Origin of the sequence: Variovorax sp. (assembly GCF_965279555.1) — a bacterium.
Lineage (GTDB): Bacteria > Pseudomonadota > Gammaproteobacteria > Burkholderiales > Burkholderiaceae_C > Variovorax.
Map to the genome: position 1 here is coordinate 35,955 of NZ_OZ257247.1, position 15,203 is coordinate 51,157.

Genomic DNA, 15,203 nt, shown 5'->3' on the forward strand with positions numbered 1-15,203 from the left:
GGAAGGGGGCAGACAAGGAGACAAGGAAATGAACATGACTGCAGCACTGACCGAGAGCTACGGCAAGGGCGCCACCGACGTCCCCCTCATCGAGCAACCCATCGGCGACTTCTTCGACGACATGGTCGCCAGGCAGCCCGACCGCGAAGCGCTCATCAGCCGCCATGAAGGCCAGCGCTTCACCTACCGCGAACTGCAGACCGAATCCAACAGGCTCGCCAGCGCGCTGCTCGGCCTGGGGCTGAAGACCGGCGACCGCGTCGGCATCTGGTCGCACAACAACGTGCCGTGGGTGCTGATGCAGATCGCCACCGCCAAGGTCGGCCTGATCCTCGTCAACATCAACCCCGCCTACCGCACATCCGAACTCGAGTACGCACTCAACAAGGTCGGCTGCAAGGCGCTGGTGACGATGGCGCAGTTCAAGACCAGCGACTACCTGGGCATGCTGCGCGAGCTGGGCCCCGCGCGCCTGCCGCTGCTGCAGCACATCTTCTGGATCGACAAGCCCGGCCAGGGCGACGAACAGCCCGGCATGCGGCGCTTCAGCCAGCTGCTCGCCAGCGGCGATGCGGCCGATCCGCGCATCGCGCAGATCCAGAAGACGCTGAAGGCCACCGACCCGATCAACATCCAGTTCACCAGCGGCACCACGGGCTTTCCCAAGGGCGCGACGCTCACGCACCGCAACATCCTGAACAACGGCTTCTTCATCGGCGAATGCATGAAGCTCTCGCCCATCGACAAGCTGTGCATTCCGGTGCCGCTGTACCACTGCTTCGGCATGGTGCTGGGCAACCTGGCCTGCCTCACGCACGGCTCGGCCATCGTGTACCCGAACGACGGGTTCGATCCGCTCACCGTGCTCGAGACGGTGCAGGCCGAGAAGTGCACCGGCCTGCATGGCGTGCCGACCATGTTCATTGCCGAACTCGACCATCCGCGCTTCAAGGAGTTCGACCTTTCCACGCTGCGCACCGGCATCATGGCCGGCTCGCCATGCCCCATCGAGGTGATGAAGCGCGTGGTCAGCCAGATGCACCTGAGCGAGATCACCATCGCCTACGGCATGACCGAGACCAGCCCGGTGAGCTGCCAGAGCAGCACCGACACGCCGCTGGACCGCCGCGTGTCCACCGTGGGCACCGTGCAGCCGCACCTCGAGGTGAAGATCGTCGACCCCGAGACCGGAGCGATCATGCCGCCCGGACAGTCGGGCGAGCTGTGCACGCGCGGCTATTCGGTGATGCACGGCTACTGGGACGACGAGCCCAAGACGCGCGAAGCCATCGACCCCGAACACTGGATGCACACCGGCGACCTCGCCACCATGGACGCCGAGGGCTACGTCAACATCGTCGGGCGCATCAAGGACCTGGTGATCCGCGGCGGCGAGAACATCTACCCGCGCGAGATCGAGGAGTTCCTCTACCGCCACCCCAAGGTGCAGGACGTGCAGGTGGTCGGCCTGCCCGACAGGAAGTACGGCGAAGAGCTGTGCGCGTGGATCATCGTCAAGCCCGGCCAGAGCGCCACCGACGACGAGATCCGCGATTTCTGCAAGGGCCAGATCGCGCACTACAAGGTGCCCAGGTACATCCATTTCGTCACCGAATTCCCGATGACAGTCACCGGCAAGATCCAGAAATTCAAGATCCGCGAAGCCATGACAGAGCAACTCGGCCTCAGCCAAGAAAAAACCGCATGAGCAAACTCGAAACCAAACTGAACGCCCGCTCGGCCGAATTCCAGGCCAATGCAGCCGCCATGCGCGCGCTGGTCGACGACCTGCGCCAGCAGTTCGCCAAAGTGGAGCAGGGCGGCGGCGAGGCCGCGCGCGCCAAGCACACCGCGCGCGGCAAGCTGCTGCCGCGCGACCGCGTGGCGGAGCTGCTCGACCCGGGCACGCCCTTCCTCGAAATCGCGCCGCTGGCCGCGCATGCGATGTACCTCGACGCCAAGGGGGCCGAGTCGGCACCGGGCGCGGGCATCATCGCGGGCATCGGCCGGGTGAACGGCGTCGATTGCATGATCGTCTGCAACGACGCCACGGTGAAGGGCGGCACCTACTACCCGATGACGGTGAAGAAGCACCTGCGCGCGCAAGAAATCGCCGAGCAGAACCGCCTGCCCTGCATCTACCTGGTGGACTCGGGCGGCGCCAACCTGCCGAACCAGGACGAGGTGTTTCCCGACCGCGACCACTTCGGCCGCATCTTCTACAACCAGGCCAACATGAGTGCGCAGGGCATTCCGCAGATCGCGGTCGTCATGGGCTCGTGCACGGCCGGCGGCGCGTATGTGCCGGCCATGAGCGACGAGTCGATCATCGTGAAGAACCAGGGCACCATCTTCCTGGGCGGCCCGCCGCTGGTGAAGGCGGCCACCGGCGAAGTGGTCACGGCCGAAGACCTGGGCGGCGGCGACGTGCACACGCGCCTGTCGGGCGTGGTCGACCACCTCGCGCAGAACGACCTGCATGCGCTGGCGCTGGCGCGCACGGCGGTGGCGAACCTCAATGCGAAGAATGCGGGCGCCGAGGCTGCGGACGGCAAGGCGGTGCGCGCGCCCGAGTTCCCGCGCGAGGAGCTGTACGGCGTGATCCCCACCGACACGCGCAAGCCCTTCGACGTGCGGGAGATCATCGCGCGCATCGTCGACGGCAGCGAGTTCCACGAGTTCAAGGCCCGCTTCGGTGCCACGCTGGTCTGCGGCTTCGCCGAGATCGAGGGCATGCCGGTAGGCATCATCGCGAATAACGGCATTCTGTTTTCCGAGTCGGCGCAGAAGGGCGCGCACTTCATCGAACTGTGCTGCCATCGCAAGATTCCGCTGGTGTTCCTGCAGAACATCACCGGCTTCATGGTGGGCCGCAAGTACGAGAACGAAGGCATCGCGCGCCACGGCGCCAAGATGGTGACGGCCGTGGCCACCGCCAACGTGCCCAAGTTCACCATCATCATCGGCGGCAGCTTCGGCGCCGGCAACTACGGCATGTGCGGCCGCGCATACAGCCCGCGCTTTCTCTGGATGTGGCCCAACGCGCGCATCAGCGTGATGGGCGGCGAGCAGGCCGCCAGCGTGCTGGCCACGGTGAAGCGCGACGGCATCGAGCTCAAGGGCGGCAGCTGGAGCAAGGAAGAGGAAGAAGCCTTCAAGGCGCCCATCCGCCAGCAGTATGAAGACCAGGGCCACCCCTACTACGCCACCGCGCGGCTGTGGGACGACGGCATCATCGATCCGGCCGACACCCGCCGCGTGCTGGCGCTGGGCCTGGCGGCCGCGCGCAATGCACCGGTGCCCGAACCGAAGTTCGGCATCTTCCGGATGTGAGGAGGCCCGCATGAGCGAATACACCAAGCTGCAGCTGAGCTTCGAGGGCACCATCGCCCGCATCTGGCTCGACCAGCCCGACGCGCGCAACGCCTTCGACGACGTCGTCATCGCCGAGCTGACGCAGGCCTTCACCGAAGCCGGCGCCGCGCCGCAGGTCAAGGCCATCGTGCTCGGCGCCAACGGCCCGGCCTTCTGCGCGGGCGCGAATCTCAACTGGATGCGCCGCATGGCCGACTACACGCGCGACGAGAACATCGCCGACGCGGGCAAGCTTGCCGCCATGCTTCGAACGATTGCCGAGTGCCCCAAGCCCACCATCGCGCGCGTGCAGGGCGACGTGTATGCCGGCGGCATGGGGCTGGTCGCCGCATGCGACATGGCCGTGAGCGTGGACGCCGCGTGGTATTGCCTGAGCGAAGTGAAGATCGGCCTGGTGCCCGCGACCATCAGCCCCTACGTGCTGCGCGCGATGGGCACCCGCGCTTCGCAGCGCTACTTCCTCACGGCCGAGCGCTTCACTGCCGCCGAGGCGCACCGCATCGGCTTCGTGCATGAATTGGTGGCTGCCGACGCGCTAGATGCGAAGGTCGACGAGCTGCTGAAGGCGCTGACCGGTGCAAGCCCCGCCGCAGTGCGCGCCTGCAAGCAACTGATTGCCGACGTTGCCGGTCGCGAGATCGACGACGCGCTGGTCGCGAAGACGGTGGAGGGCATCGCCGACATCCGCGCGAGCGACGAGGGACGCGAGGGCGTGCAGGCATTCCTGCAGAAGCGCAAGCCCTCGTGGCTGGAAGCCGGCAAGGCCTGAGCACCATGACGCACGACGCACTCATCGAACGCATGGATGCGTGGCTCGCCGCCCATCGCGCGGACTACCAAGCGGTGCTGCAGCCCGGCGTGAGCGACGCCGCGCTCGACGCATTCGAAGCGAAGTTCTCGCTGAAGCTGCCGGAGGCCTTCCGCGCGCTCTACCGCTGGCGCAACGGCCAGCCGAACAGCAGCTTCGACAGCCTGCAGGACAACCGCATGTTCAGCGCGCTCGAGGACATCGCCGACACCAAGGAGATGCTCGACGACATGATCGGCACCGACTTCGAAGACGCTGCCACCTGGCGGCGCGGCTGGGTGCCTTTTCTGTCGAACGGCGGCGGCAGCTACCTGTGCGTCGACATCGATGCCGAAGGCGGCGGGCAGCCGGGGCAGCTCGTCGCCTTCTGGAAAGCCGACGAAGACCGCCCGGTCGAACATGCGTCGGTCGAGGCATGGCTCGCGGACCTCGTGGCTTCCATGGAAGCCGGCACCATCGAATTCGACTGATAGAGAGCCGCCGCCATGAACACCAGCCTCGACATGCCCCAGCTCATCGCACTGGCCGCCGCCATCGGATGGGCCAGCGGCGTGCGGCTCTACCTGGTCGTGCTGCTGACCGGCGTGGTGGGCTACTTCGGCTGGGTGCCGCTGCCGAGCGGCCTGCAGTTGCTGGCGCACCCGGTGGTCATTGCAGCCAGCGGCTTCATGGTGTTCATCGAATTCTTTGCCGACAAGATTCCCGGCCTCGATTCACTGTGGGACGTGGTGCACACCGCCATCCGCATCCCGGCCGGTGCCGCGCTCGCTGCCAGCGTGTTCGGCACCGACCACGGCGTGATGGCCATCGTCGCGGCGCTGTTGGGCGGCGGCTTCGCGGCCACGGCGCATGCGGCCAAGGCCACCACGCGCGCGGCCATCAACACCTCGCCCGAGCCGTTCTCGAACGTGGGCGCCTCGCTGGTCGAGGACTCCATGGTGCCTGCCGGACTGTGGTTGGCGGTGGCGCACCCTTTCGTCTTTCTCGTGCTGTTCGTGCTGGTGCTTGTGCTGAGCGTGTGGCTCATCCGCAAGAGCTGGCGTTTCCTCAAGGCGCTGTTCGCCCGCGTGGCCCGCATCTTCAGCGGCCGACCCGATCCGGGCGTGGTGCCCGCGTTTCAACTGAAAAAGAATCCTCCGGGAGACACTCCGAATGTTTAAGAAGATCCTCATTGCGAACCGTGGCGAGATCGCCTGCCGCGTCGCGGCAACTGCGCGCCGCATGGCCATTCGCACGGTTGCCGTGTACTCGGACGCCGACGCGCATGCCAACCACGTGCGCGCCTGCGACGAGTCGGTGCACATCGGCGGCAGCGCCCCGAAAGACAGCTACCTGCGCTGGGAAAAGATCCTCGAAGCTGCCAAGGCCACGGGCGCCGAGGCGGTGCACCCGGGCTACGGCTTCCTCAGCGAGAACGAAGAGTTCGCGCAGGCCTGTGCCGACGCCGGCCTGGTCTTCATCGGCCCGCCGCCCTCGGCCATCAAGGCGATGGGGCTGAAGGCCGAGTCGAAGCAACTGATGGAAAAGGCCGGCGTGCCTCTGGTGCCCGGCTATCACGGCCACGACCAGAACCCGCAACTGCTGCAGCGCGAGGCCGACCGCATCGGCTACCCGGTGCTCATCAAGGCCAGCGCGGGCGGCGGCGGCAAGGGCATGCGCGCGGTCGACAAGGCGGAAGACTTCGCCGCCGCGCTCGCCTCCTGCCAGCGCGAAGCGATCAACAGCTTCGGCGACGACGCGGTACTGATCGAAAAGTACGTGCAGCGCCCGCGCCACATCGAGATCCAGGTGTTCGGCGACACGCACGGCAACTACGTCTACCTGTTCGAGCGCGACTGCTCGGTGCAGCGCCGCCACCAGAAGGTGCTGGAAGAAGCGCCCGCGCCAGGCATGACCGAGGCGATGCGCAAGCAGATGGGCGATGCCGCCGTGGCTGCGGCGCGTGCGGTGAGCTACGTGGGTGCAGGCACCGTCGAATTCATCGTCGAGCAGCGTGAAGGCGGCGAGATGAACTTCTTCTTCATGGAGATGAACACGCGGCTGCAGGTGGAGCACCCCGTGACCGAAGCCATCACGGGGCTCGACCTCGTCGAATGGCAATTGCGTGTGGCATCGGGGGAGACGCTGCCCGCCAAGCAGGCCGACCTGAAGATCCACGGCCACGCCATCGAGGCGCGCATCTGCGCCGAGAACCCAGACAACAACTTCCTGCCCGCCACCGGCACCCTGCGCGTGTACCGCAAGCCTCAGGCGACGGGCTTCCAGCGCATGGCCCTGACCGGCGCGAGCGCCGGGGTGCGCATCGACGACGGCGTGCGCGAGGGCGGCGAGATCTCGCCCTTCTACGACTCGATGATCGCCAAGCTCATCGTGCACGGCGCCACGCGCGAAGAAGCGCTGGCCCGGCTCGACGCCGCGCTGGCTCAGGTGCAGATCGTGGGCGTGCAGACCAACGTGCAGTTCCTGCGCGGCATCCTGGCGACGGAATCGTTCTCCAGGGCCAACCTCGACACCGCGCTGATCGAGCGCGAGCGCGCGGTGCTGTTCGACCGCGAGACGCTGGGCCTGCCGCTGGCCGCCGCCGCCGCCATCACGCGCACGCTGGTCACCGAATGGCCCGGCAAGATGCCCGACCCCTTCGCTCGCCGCGACGGCTGGCGCTCGCACGGCGAGTACCGGCGTCATTTCGACTTCGAGTTCCGTGGGGCGGAGCAGACCGCCGTGCTGACCTACAAGCGCGACGGCGGCCTGTGGCTGGAAGCCGGCGGCACCGAGGGTCCGCTGGTCATCGGCCAGTTCCCGTCGGGCGAATTCGAGGTCGAGTTCGCCGGCATGCGCCAGACGCTCGACGTGCATCTCGACGGCGCCACGGCCCACGTCTTCGCATCGAAGGGCGCGACCAGGATCACCACCATCGACCGCCTCGCGCACGCCGGCGACGCCCAGGCCGAAGGCGGCCGGCTCACCGCGCCGATGCCCGGCAAGGTGGTGTCGTTCGCCGTCAAGGCCGGCGACAAGGTCAGCCGCGGCCAGCCGCTCGCGGTGATGGAAGCCATGAAGATGGAGCACACCATCGCGGCACCGGCCGACGGCACCGTGGAGGAACTGATGTTCGCCCCCGGCGAGCAGGTGGCCGAAGGCGACGAATTGTTGCGAATGGCCGCCGCAACGGTTTAACCCCGTTCCGGGCGCTGGCCCGTATCAGCTGCGGTAGTCATTCTTTCAAAGGGATTTTCATGACCGCTCGCAGGCCTTTCGGCTCTTTCTTCTTCGCCCGCCATCGCTCGGGCCTCGCCCTGCTGGCCTTGGCTGCCGCCCTGTCGCTGGCCGGATGCGGCCGCAACAACGGGCATGACGAATCGTTCGCCCGGCCGGCACCTCCGCCCGCACCCATGCAGGCCGCCGCCGGCTACGGCGGTGGCGTGGCGATGAAGGAGTCGCGCTCGCGCATGGCCGACACGGCCGCGGAGCCGTCGGCGGCCGAGGCGTCGCCGCAAGACTCGCCACTGCAGCGCTTCCTGGCCGTGCGGCAGGACTTGAACGTCGAGGTGCCGGCGGAGCAACTGGCCGACGCATGGGGCAAGGTGCGCGACCTGTGCGGCACGCTCAAGTGCGAGCTGCTGTCGTCCTCGCTGCTGCGCGAAACGCCCCAGCAGCCCGGCAACGCCATGCTGGAGATGCGCGTGGAGCCCGCCGATGTCGACAAGCTGCTCGGCGGCCTGGCCGGCGTGGCGAACGTGGTCTCGCACACCACCACCAGCGAGGACAAGACCGCCGAGGTGATCGACGTCGAAGCCCGCATCAGGAACCGCACCGAGTTCCGCGACAGCCTGCGCGTCATGCTGCGCGACACCGTCACCAAGCGCACCATGGCCGACCTGCTGTCGATCCAGCGCACGCTGTCGGACACCCAGGCCGAGCTCGACGCCATCGCCACGCAGCGCAAGGTGCTGGCGCAGGAGACGAGCAAGCAGCACATCCAGATCCAGTTCACGCCCAAGCGCGCCCTGGTGAGCAACGGCGACGGCTACAGCCCGATGCGGCATGCGTTGCGCAACGCGGGCTCGGTGCTGGCGGAGAGCGTGGGCGCGCTCATCACATTCATCGCGGCGGTGCTGCCGTGGCTGGTGCTGGTGGTGCTGCCGCTGGGGTGGCTGGTGCGGGTGCTGTGGCGCCGCCGGCGTTCTAAGATGGCGTGAGGCCCGCGATCGGGCCTGCCGTCAAACCCAGGAGCCATTCCCGATGCAGGACCCGATCCGTCTCTACGTGGACGCGCAGTTCGCAAGCCCTTACGCCATGTCCGTGTTCGTCGCACTGCATGAAAAGCAGATTGACTTCGAGATGGTGCCTGTGGATCTTGCGGCGCTCGAACACCGCGCGTCTGGTTTCTCGCAGTTGTCGCTGACGCAGCGCGTGCCGACGCTGGTGCAGGGCGACTTCGCGCTGTCGGAATCGTCGGCCATCACGGAATACATCGACGAAGTCTTTGCGGGTACGCCGCTGTATCCGAAGGACTCGCGCGCCAAGGCCAGGGCGCGCCAGCTGCAGGCCTGGATTCGCAGCGACCTGATGCCGATCCGGCAGGAGCGCCCAACCGAGGTCGTGTTCTTCAGGCCATCGAGCGCGCCGCTGTCCGCGGCGGCACAGGCCTCGGCGAAGTCGCTGTTCGACGCGGTGGAGGCGCTGCTGCCCGCCGATGCGCACAACCTGTTCGGGGAATGGTCGATCGCCGATGTGGATCTGGCGCTGATGCTGAATCGGCTGGTGCTGAACGGGGACGAAGTGCCGCAGCGGCTGGCCGCGTATGCGGCGCGGCAGTGGCAGCGGCCTTCGGTTCAGCGGTGGGTGAAGCTGGCGCGCTGACCCTCGTCAGCCCACCACCACTTCACTGATCTGCATCACCGGCGCGATGTCGGTGTAGTTCTTCACGTCGCCCATGATCTCCTTCATGTGCGGGCCGAAGGCCTTCTGGAAGGCTTCGACGGATTCGCTGAACACGTGGCACATGCCGACGTAGGTGGGCGTGGAGCCCGGCGCGCCGCCGGCCAGGCCTTTGTCGATGGTGTACGAGAGGCAGGCGTCGCCCATGCGGGCCTTCAGCATCGGCATGTGCTTGTCGCGGTAGTAGTCGTGGTCGAACCGTGCGCCTGGGGTGTGGGGGTACATCACGCTGACTTTGATCATTGGTGTCTCCTGATGAGTCGGGTCGTTCGAGCATAGCCATCCGTGCGCGCCGCGTCAGCGGCTTCACTAAGATTCGGCCCATGCGAATCACCGTCTACCTCACCGACAACCGCCCAGAACCCTGGATCGAAGGCCTCAAGGCCGAACTCCCCGATGCCGTCATCGAGCCCTGGAAGCCCGGCGCTCCGCAGGCCGACCATGCCGTGGTGTGGGCGCCGCCGCAGGAGCTCATCGACGAGCAGCCGAAGTTGCGCGGCATCTTCAACATCGGCGCGGGCGTCGATGCGCTGCTCAAGCTCAAGGTGCCGGCGCACACGCGCATCGTGAGGCTCGACGACGCGGGCATGTCGGTGCAGATGGCCGAGTACGTGTGCCACACGCTGATTCGCCACTTCCGCGAGTTCGATGCCTACGAGGCCGACGCGCGCGAGGGCAAGTGGAGCTATCGCAAGCCGAAGCTGCGGCGCGACTTCCCGGTCGGGATCATGGGCCTGGGCGTGCTGGGCGAGCGCGTGGCCAGGGCCGTGGCGCAATTCGAGTTCCCGGTGCTCGGCTGGAGCCGCACGCCGAAGGACATCGACGGCGTGCAGGTGTTCAGCGGCGAGGCGCAGTTCGACGAGTTCCTGTCGTCCACGCGCGTGCTGGTCAACCTGCTGCCGTTGACGGAAGCCACGCGCGGCATCCTGAACCGCAAGACGCTCGGCAAGCTCAAGCCCGGGGGCTACCTGATCAGCATCGCGCGCGGCGGCCACCTGGTGGAAGACGACCTGATCCCGATGCTCGACGCGGGTGAACTCGCGGGCGCCACGCTCGACGTGTTCCAGGTCGAGCCGCTGCCTGCCGACCATGCCTTCTGGCGCCATCCGAAGATCACCGTGACGCCGCACGGCTCGGCGCGCACGCTGCGCGAGGAGTCCATCGCGCAGATCGCCGGGAAGATCCGCGCGATGGAGCAGGGCCTGCCGATCGCCGGCGTGGTCGACCCGACGCGCGGCTACTGACGCCAGGGCCCGACGCTTCCGGCCTTGCCGGAATGTGGCGCGGGCAGGGGAAACCCTGAAGCGCGAGTTTTTCACAAACATGAAAATCTTTTCATGACTGTGAAAACTGCGTTTCGGGTGATCGAGATCGTCGAGCTGTTCGCCCGGGAGAAGCAGCCGCTGGCGCTTTCGGAGATGGCGCGGCTGCTCGACATGCCGGTGTCCAGCTGCCTGGGGCTCATCCGCACCCTCGAAGAGCAGGGCTACATGTATGAAACCGGCCGCCGCCAGGGCTACTACCCGACCGGCCGGCTGCTGGCGATGGCGCAGGTCATCGCCGCCCACGACCCGGTGCTCGACCGGGTGAAGGCCACGCTGGAAGAACTGCGCGACGCGGCGCGCGAGACGGTGGTCTTCGGCAAATTCCGCGACGCGGGCCAGGTGGTGTACCTGGAGGTGCTGAGCGCACCGCAAGCCATCCGCTATTCCGCCGAGTCGGGCGAAACGCGCCCGGCCTATGCCAATTCGCTGGGCCGCGCGCTGCTGTCCACGCTCGAACCCGAGGCGCGCCGCAAGCTGCTGGACGGCATGGCGCTCGCGCCGCTGACCGAAGCCACGCTCACCACCGCCGAAGCCATCGAGGCCGAGCTGCAGCGCGGTGCCGCGCGCGGCTGGTACGGCAACCTCGGCGAAAGCATTCCCGACCTGATCGGCCTGGCCTGGCCGCTGCGCATCGGCGGCGAGGCGTACGCCATCTCGGTCGCGGGCCCGCGCTACCGCATGGAGCCGCGCATCGAAGACATCGCCGCGATGCTGCGCTCCGCCTGCCTCGCCATCGAACCCAAGACCGAGAACCCCCGATGACCACCTCCACCGCCCGCTACTTCGTTCGAGAAGCCGACATCGCCGGCTACCACCCCGCCAACCACACCGGCACGCTGAACAAGCGGCTGATCGGCCCCGAGACGGTGGGCGCGAAGCAGCTCGAGGTGCTGGTCGGGCACATCCGGAAGGGCAAGGGCGCGCTGCCGCATGCGCACCCTGGCATCGAGCAGGTCTGCTACATGCTCGAAGGCCGCGCGGTCGCCGAGGTGGGCGGACAGCGGCAGGAGCTGCACCCTGGAGACAGCTGCTTTTTTCCGGCCGGCGCGATGCACACCTTCACGGTGGTGAGCGACGAGCCGGTGCGCGTGCTGGTGATCTACAGCCCGCCGTACGAGGAATCGCCGGAGCGCGTGATCCGGCCCTGAAGCGACAACAACCCGGAGACAAGCAAATGCAGACAACGAAGAACGCGACCGAGAAATCGGTCGTGGTGGCAAGCCGCCGCCGTTTCATTTCCATCGGTGCCGCCACGGGCCTGGTCAGTGCGGCGCCCTGGGCCTTCGCGCAGGACGGCGGCTACCCGAAGCAGCCGATACGCATCGTCGTGCCCTTCGCGGCCGGCAGCGGCACCGACGCTGTGGCGCGCATCACCGGGCAGATGCTCGGCGATGCGCTCAAGGGCTCGGTCATCGTCGACAACAAGGCTGGCGCCAACGGCGTGATCGGCGCGGAAGCCGTGGCCAAGGCGCCGCCAGATGGCTACACGCTGTTCATGACCACCAACACCACGCACTCGGCCAACCCGAGCCTGATGAAGTCGCTGCCCTACGACCCGGTGAAAGACTTCGCGCCCGTCAGCCGCATGGGCAACCTGCCGTTCATGCTGGTGGTGAACAACGACCTGCCCGTGAAAAGCGTGGCCGAGCTGCTGGCCTGGGGCCGCGCGCATCCCGGCAAGCTGACTTACGCGAGCGGCAACAGCACCGGCATCGTGAGCGGCGCCACGCTGTCGCGCATGAGCGGCGTGCCGATGCTGCACGTGCCCTACAAGAGCACGCCGCCCGCGATTGCCGACCTGATCGGCGGGCAGGTGTCGATGATGGTGGTCGACCTTGCGGCAGGCCTTGCGACGGTGAAGGCCGGCAAGATGCGCGCGATTGCCGTCACCACGCAGGAGCGCACCAAGCTGTTCCCCGAGCTGCCGCCGCTGGCCGACACGCCGGAGCTGAAAGGCTTCGACATCACCTCGTGGAACGGCGTGTTCGCACCGGCCGGCACGCCGCGCGACATCGTGCTGAAGCTCAACAAGGTGCTGTCGGACATGGCGAACGGCGCGGTCTTCCGCGAGCGCGTGGCGAAGCTGGGCTTCGATGCCTTCGGCAGCACGCCGGAGGAGCTGGGGGCGTTCACGGTGTCGGAGCTGGCGAAGTGGAAGAAGCTGATCCAGGCGGCCGGCATTCAACCCGAATGAGCGAGCTGAATTTCTCCCTCGCCCCAGAGGGGGAAGGAGCCAACGCAAAGACATGAATACATCCGGACCTCTCCAAGGCATCCGCATCCTCGACCTCACGGCCGTGGTGATGGGCCCCTACGCCACCCAGACGCTCGGCGACCTCGGCGCCGACATCGTCAAGGTGGAGCCGCCCGGCGGCGACAACCTGCGCGCCGTGGGTCCGATGCGCCATGCGGGCATGGGCGCGATGGCGATGCACCTCAACCGCAACAAGCGTTCCATCGTGCTCGACCTCAAGCAGCCCGAAGGCCGCGAAGCCTGCTTGAAGCTGGCGGCGGGCTGCGATGCGTTGATCTACAACACGCGGCCGCAGGCGATGGCGCGGCTGGGGCTCGGCTACGAAGCCGTGGCGGCAGTCAATCCCAAGATCGTCTATCTCGGCGCCTTCGGCTACGGCGAGCAGGGCCCCTACGCCGGCAAGCCCGCCTACGACGACCTGATTCAAGGCGCGGCCGGCATCGCCTCGCTGTTCGCGCAGCAAAGCGGCGGTGAGCCGCGCTACGCGCCCGTCACGCTGGCCGACCGCGCGGTGGGGCTGCAGGCGGCCATCGCATTGCTCGCCGCCGTGCTGCATGCGCAGCGCACCGGCAAGGGCCAGGCGGTGGAGGTGCCGATGTTCGAGGCGCTCTCGCAGTTCGTCATGGGCGACCACCTCGGCGGCCACAGCTTCGAGCCGCCGCTCGGCCCCACCGGCTACGCGCGCCTGCTCGCGCCGCACCGCAAGCCCTACGCCACATCGGACGGGCATCTCAGCGTGCTGATCTACAACGACAAGCACTGGCAGGCCTTCTTCGACGTGATCGGCCGGCCCGAGCTGCGCGACTCGCCCATGTTCGGCACGCACACCGCGCGCGCCGCGAACATCGGCGCCGTGTACGCCTTCGTTGCCGAAGTGATGGCCACGCGCACCAGCGACGAATGGTTCGCCGCGCTGGCGGCCGCCGACATTCCGGTCGCGCGCCTGCACAGCACCGACAGCCTGCTCGACGACCCGCACCTGCGTGCCGTGGGCTTCTATCCCGAGTTCGACCATCCGAGCGAAGGGCGCATCCGCACCCTCGCGCCGGTCGGCCGCTACAGCGCCACGCCCACCGCCATACGCCGCCCCGCGCCGCGCATCGGCGAGCAGAGCGTGGAGCTGCTGCGCGAGGCGGGCTACGACGACGAGAGCATCGAACGCATGGTGGCGCGCGGCGTCACGCTGCAACCGGAACCAACGAAAGACAGCGAATGAATTTTTCCCTGAACGATGACCAGCGCTCGCTGGTCGCGGCCATCGAGCGCCTGTGCGAAGACTTCCCGGCCGACTACTGGCGCGACCATGACGACCGCGCCGTGTTCCCGCACGAGTTCCACCGCGCCGTGGCCCGCAGCGGCTGGCTCGGCATCGCCATGCCCGAGGCACAGGGCGGCGCGGGCCTCGGCATCACCGAGGCGGCACTGATGATGCGCGCCATCAGTGCGTCGGGCGCGGGCATGTCGGGCGCATCGTCGGTGCACATGAACATCTTCGGGCTCAACCCGGTGGTGGTGTTCGGCACAGAGGAACAGCGCCAGCGCTTCCTGCCGCCGCTCATCGCCGGCACCGAGAAGGCCTGCTTCGCGGTGACCGAGCCCGATGCGGGGCTCGACACCACCAGCCTCAAGACGCAGGCGGTGCGCCAGCCCGATGGCGGCTACCTGCTGCACGGCCGCAAGATCTGGATCTCGACCGCGCAGGTGGCCGACCGCATGCTGATCCTCACGCGCACCACGCCGCTCGACCAGGTGAAGAAGCCCACGCAAGGCCTCACGCTCTTCTACACGCCGCTGGACCGCAGCAAGGTCGAGGTGCGCGAGATCCACAAGCTCGGCCGCGCGGCGGTGGACTCCAACATGCTCTTCATCGACGGTCTCGCGGTGCTTGAGGCAGACCGCATCGGCGAGGAGGGCAGGGGCTTCGAATACATCCTGCACGGGCTCAACCCGGAGCGCATCCTCATCGCGGCGGAAGCCATCGGCATCGGCCGCGCGGCGTTGCACATCGCCTCGCAGTACGCGCAGGAGCGGGTCGTGTTCGGCCGGCCCATCGGCCAGAACCAGGGCGTGGCGCATCCGCTGGCGCGCGCCTGGGCCAACCTGGAGGCGGCCGACCTGATGATGCTCAAGGCCGCCACGCTGTACGACGCGGGCGAGCCCTGCGGCGTCGAGGCCAACGCCGCCAAGTACCTCGCGGCCGAGGCGGCGCACGACGCCTGCCAGAACGCGGTGCTCACCCTCGGCGGCATGGGCTATGCCAAGGAATACCACGTGGAGCGGCTGCTGCGCGAGAGCTACATACCGCGCATCGCGCCGGTGAGCCCGCAGATGATCCTGAACTTCATCGCAGAGAAGGCGCTCGGGCTGCCCAAGTCGTACTGAGCCGCGCGGCTGGCACCATTTGCAACCTCGCAGGCGCGCATTGCTACCTCGCGGGACTCGTGCGGCGAGCAGGGCATTGGCAGGTGTCGGACAATCGAAGGCGGTCTTCCATCCACCC

The 15,203-nt window shown here is 67.7% G+C and carries 15 protein-coding genes; 14 read left to right on the forward strand and 1 reads right to left on the reverse strand.

The window, feature by feature from the left end; genetic code table 11:
• Positions 1-28 precede the first annotated feature (28 nt).
• From ACQY8B_RS00180 to yfcF, 8 genes are read left to right on the forward strand one after another with little or no spacing between them, the layout of a single operon-like run.
• Complete coding sequence (locus ACQY8B_RS00180) at positions 29-1,708, forward strand: AMP-binding protein (RefSeq protein ID WP_422084857.1); 1,680 nt, start codon at positions 29-31, stop codon at positions 1,706-1,708.
• A complete protein-coding gene (locus ACQY8B_RS00185) occupies positions 1,705-3,333 on the forward strand; it encodes a carboxyl transferase domain-containing protein (protein WP_422084858.1) in 1,629 nt (542 codons plus the stop codon). The genes ACQY8B_RS00180 and ACQY8B_RS00185 overlap by 4 nt, the downstream gene beginning before the upstream one ends.
• A 10-nt stretch (positions 3,334-3,343) precedes the next feature.
• The gene (locus ACQY8B_RS00190; protein WP_422084859.1) at positions 3,344-4,144 is read left to right on the forward strand and encodes an enoyl-CoA hydratase/isomerase family protein; all 801 of its coding nucleotides are present in this window, start codon (positions 3,344-3,346) and stop codon (positions 4,142-4,144) included.
• Between the two features lie 5 nt (positions 4,145-4,149).
• Positions 4,150-4,653, forward strand: coding sequence for an SMI1/KNR4 family protein (locus tag ACQY8B_RS00195; RefSeq protein WP_422084860.1), 504 nt, complete (start codon positions 4,150-4,152; stop codon positions 4,651-4,653).
• Between the two features lie 15 nt (positions 4,654-4,668).
• On the forward strand, positions 4,669-5,343 hold the full coding sequence (locus ACQY8B_RS00200) for a DUF4126 domain-containing protein (protein ID WP_422084861.1): 675 nt from the start codon (positions 4,669-4,671) through the stop codon (positions 5,341-5,343).
• On the forward strand, positions 5,336-7,360 hold the full coding sequence (locus ACQY8B_RS00205; protein WP_422084862.1) for an acetyl/propionyl/methylcrotonyl-CoA carboxylase subunit alpha: 2,025 nt from the start codon (positions 5,336-5,338) through the stop codon (positions 7,358-7,360). Before ACQY8B_RS00200 ends, ACQY8B_RS00205 begins: the two co-directional genes overlap by 8 nt.
• A gap of 59 nt (positions 7,361-7,419) precedes the next feature.
• Positions 7,420-8,382, forward strand: coding sequence for a DUF4349 domain-containing protein (locus ACQY8B_RS00210; protein WP_422084863.1), 963 nt, complete (start codon positions 7,420-7,422; stop codon positions 8,380-8,382).
• Positions 8,383-8,425: 43 nt separating this feature from the next.
• Positions 8,426-9,046, forward strand: coding sequence for a glutathione transferase (gene yfcF / locus ACQY8B_RS00215; protein ID WP_422084864.1), 621 nt, complete (start codon positions 8,426-8,428; stop codon positions 9,044-9,046).
• A gap of 6 nt (positions 9,047-9,052) precedes the next feature.
• Here yfcF and ACQY8B_RS00220 read toward each other — a convergent pair whose 3' ends face one another.
• On the reverse strand, positions 9,053-9,367 hold the full coding sequence (locus ACQY8B_RS00220) for an EthD family reductase (protein WP_422084865.1): 315 nt from the start codon (positions 9,365-9,367) through the stop codon (positions 9,053-9,055).
• Positions 9,368-9,447: 80 nt separating this feature from the next.
• Here ACQY8B_RS00220 and ACQY8B_RS00225 point away from each other — a divergent pair, with 80 nt between their 5' ends.
• The 6 genes from ACQY8B_RS00225 (at position 9,448) to ACQY8B_RS00250 (ending at position 15,085) form a co-directional block, all read left to right on the forward strand.
• Complete coding sequence (locus ACQY8B_RS00225) at positions 9,448-10,368, forward strand: 2-hydroxyacid dehydrogenase (RefSeq protein ID WP_422084866.1); 921 nt, start codon at positions 9,448-9,450, stop codon at positions 10,366-10,368.
• A 93-nt stretch (positions 10,369-10,461) separates the two neighbouring features.
• Positions 10,462-11,211 (forward strand): IclR family transcriptional regulator, encoded by a 750-nt coding sequence (locus ACQY8B_RS00230; RefSeq protein ID WP_106936720.1) that lies wholly within the window; start codon positions 10,462-10,464, stop codon positions 11,209-11,211.
• Positions 11,208-11,597 carry a cupin domain-containing protein gene (locus ACQY8B_RS00235; RefSeq protein ID WP_422084867.1) on the forward strand — a complete coding sequence of 130 codons (390 nt, stop codon included), beginning with the start codon at positions 11,208-11,210 and terminating at the stop codon, positions 11,595-11,597. The genes ACQY8B_RS00230 and ACQY8B_RS00235 overlap by 4 nt, the downstream gene beginning before the upstream one ends.
• A 26-nt stretch (positions 11,598-11,623) precedes the next feature.
• Positions 11,624-12,643, forward strand: a complete 1,020-nt coding sequence (locus tag ACQY8B_RS00240; protein WP_422084868.1) for a Bug family tripartite tricarboxylate transporter substrate binding protein — start codon at positions 11,624-11,626, stop codon at positions 12,641-12,643.
• Between the two features lie 52 nt (positions 12,644-12,695).
• A complete protein-coding gene (locus ACQY8B_RS00245) occupies positions 12,696-13,919 on the forward strand; it encodes a CaiB/BaiF CoA transferase family protein (protein WP_422084869.1) in 1,224 nt (407 codons plus the stop codon).
• Complete coding sequence (locus ACQY8B_RS00250; RefSeq protein WP_422084870.1) at positions 13,916-15,085, forward strand: acyl-CoA dehydrogenase family protein; 1,170 nt, start codon at positions 13,916-13,918, stop codon at positions 15,083-15,085. Before ACQY8B_RS00245 ends, ACQY8B_RS00250 begins: the two co-directional genes overlap by 4 nt.
• Positions 15,086-15,203 lie beyond the last annotated feature (118 nt).

Bases quoted from the DNA above. Each gene is read 5' to 3' on its own strand.
- ACQY8B_RS00180 (WP_422084857.1), top strand. From the start codon at position 29: ATGAACATGACTGCAGCACTGACCGAGAGCTACGGCAAGGGCGCCACC.
- ACQY8B_RS00185 (WP_422084858.1), top strand. From the start codon at position 1,705: ATGAGCAAACTCGAAACCAAACTGAACGCCCGCTCGGCCGAATTCCAG.
- ACQY8B_RS00190 (WP_422084859.1), top strand. From the start codon at position 3,344: ATGAGCGAATACACCAAGCTGCAGCTGAGCTTCGAGGGCACCATCGCC.
- ACQY8B_RS00195 (WP_422084860.1), top strand. From the start codon at position 4,150: ATGACGCACGACGCACTCATCGAACGCATGGATGCGTGGCTCGCCGCC.
- ACQY8B_RS00200 (WP_422084861.1), top strand. From the start codon at position 4,669: ATGAACACCAGCCTCGACATGCCCCAGCTCATCGCACTGGCCGCCGCC.
- ACQY8B_RS00205 (WP_422084862.1), top strand. From the start codon at position 5,336: ATGTTTAAGAAGATCCTCATTGCGAACCGTGGCGAGATCGCCTGCCGC.
- ACQY8B_RS00210 (WP_422084863.1), top strand. From the start codon at position 7,420: ATGACCGCTCGCAGGCCTTTCGGCTCTTTCTTCTTCGCCCGCCATCGC.
- yfcF (WP_422084864.1), top strand. From the start codon at position 8,426: ATGCAGGACCCGATCCGTCTCTACGTGGACGCGCAGTTCGCAAGCCCT.
- ACQY8B_RS00220 (WP_422084865.1), bottom strand. From the start codon at position 9,367: ATGATCAAAGTCAGCGTGATGTACCCCCACACCCCAGGCGCACGGTTC.
- ACQY8B_RS00225 (WP_422084866.1), top strand. From the start codon at position 9,448: ATGCGAATCACCGTCTACCTCACCGACAACCGCCCAGAACCCTGGATC.
- ACQY8B_RS00230 (WP_106936720.1), top strand. From the start codon at position 10,462: ATGACTGTGAAAACTGCGTTTCGGGTGATCGAGATCGTCGAGCTGTTC.
- ACQY8B_RS00235 (WP_422084867.1), top strand. From the start codon at position 11,208: ATGACCACCTCCACCGCCCGCTACTTCGTTCGAGAAGCCGACATCGCC.
- ACQY8B_RS00240 (WP_422084868.1), top strand. From the start codon at position 11,624: ATGCAGACAACGAAGAACGCGACCGAGAAATCGGTCGTGGTGGCAAGC.
- ACQY8B_RS00245 (WP_422084869.1), top strand. From the start codon at position 12,696: ATGAATACATCCGGACCTCTCCAAGGCATCCGCATCCTCGACCTCACG.
- ACQY8B_RS00250 (WP_422084870.1), top strand. From the start codon at position 13,916: ATGAATTTTTCCCTGAACGATGACCAGCGCTCGCTGGTCGCGGCCATC.